Source organism: Streptomyces sp. NPDC059900, from assembly GCF_050270335.1.
Taxonomy (GTDB): Bacteria; Actinomycetota; Actinomycetes; order Streptomycetales; family Streptomycetaceae; genus Streptomyces.
The window spans coordinates 1-1,554 of record NZ_JBNNJZ010001046.1; the positions used below are offsets into that span (position 1 = coordinate 1).

The window sequence follows — 1,554 nt, forward strand, 5'->3', positions numbered from 1 at the left end:
GTGCTGGACATCGCCGCCACGCTGGCGTCCGGCGGCACCCTGGCCATCGCCACCGGCGAAGAGCGCACCGATCCGCAGGCGCTGGCGGAGATGATCCGGAACAGCGGGGTGACGGTGGCCAGCGTGGTGCCGTCGCTGCTGTCCGTGCTCGATCCCCGAGCAGTCCCCGGTGTACGCAACTGGGTCCTGGGCGCCGAGCGGCTGACCGCCGATCTGGCCGCCAAGTGGCGGGCCCGGGCGGGGCTGTGGAACACCTACGGACCTACCGAGGCCACCGTGATGACCACGGCAGTGGAACTGCCGACAGGCTTCACGCCCGATGACGAGGCGCCGTCGATCGGCAGCCCGCTGCCCAACACCCGGGTCTACGTCCTGGATGACTTCCTGCGTCCGGTGCCCATCGGTGCCACCGGCGAGGTTTATCTCGCCGGTCCGGGTCTGGCCCGCGGCTACCTGGGCCGCCGGGAGCTGACCGCCGAGCGATTTGTGGCCTGCCCGTACGCCGGTGGCGGACGCATGTACCGCACCGGCGACCTCGCCCGATGGAGTCCGGACGGGCTGTTGCACTTCCGGGGCCGCGCGGACGAGCAAGTCAAGATCCGCGGCTTCCGCATCGAACCCGGCGAGATCGAGTCCGTCCTCGCTGCCCACCCCGACGTAACCCAGGCCACCGTCATCGCCCGCGACGACCGTCTCGCCGCGTACGCCGTATCCGGCGCATCGCTGGACCCCGCCGCCATACGGGAGTTCGCCGCCACCCGCCTCCCCGCCCACATGGTCCCGGCCACGGTCACGATCCTGGACGCCCTGCCCCTGACCCCCAACGGCAAGGTCGACAAGACCGCTCTCCCCGCCCCCGAAACCGTCACCGGCCACGGGCGAGCGCCCTCCACCCCCGCCGAGGAGATCCTCTGCAGCCTCTTCTCCGACGTCCTCGGCATTGGCGAGGTCCGTATCGACGACGACTTCTTCCAGCTGGGCGGGGACTCACTGCTGGGCATGCGGCTCGTCGCCCGCATCCGCGCGGTGCTCGACACCGAGCTGGGTATCCGCGACGTCTTCGCCGCACCCACTGTGGCCGGGATCGCCCGGTTGGTCGGCGACGCCGCGGCCGGGAACCGGGTGGCGCTGCGGCCGCAGTCGCGGCCCGACGACGTGCCGCTCTCGTTCGGCCAGCAGCGCATGTGGTTCCTGAGCCGGATGGACGGCGTGGACTCGGAGGCGGCAGGGGCGTACAACCTGCCACTGGCACTGCGGATGGAGGGTGAGCTGGATCTGCAGGCGCTGGAGGCGGCGCTCGGCGATGTCGCGGACCGGCACGAGAGCCTGCGCACCGTCTACCCCGACCGGGAGGGCAAGCCCCGCCAGCACATACTGGCCGGACCTGATGCCCATCCGCGGCCGGCCGTCGTGGACACCGAGGAGTCCCGCCTCGACGAGACTCTGGCCGGGCTCAGCAGCCGTGGCTTTGACCTGAGTGTGGAGCTGCCGTGGCGGGTGTCGTTGCTGCGGGTGGCGCCGAGGGAGTTTGTGCTGCTGTTGGTGGTGCATCAC

The 1,554-nt window shown here is 71.3% G+C and carries 1 protein-coding gene; it reads left to right on the forward strand.

Annotated elements, in window-relative coordinates; genetic code table 11:
• A partial coding sequence (locus ACQKIP_RS47045) for an AMP-binding protein (RefSeq protein ID WP_427745825.1) occupies window positions 1–1,554 on the forward strand: 1,554 nt, incomplete at both ends.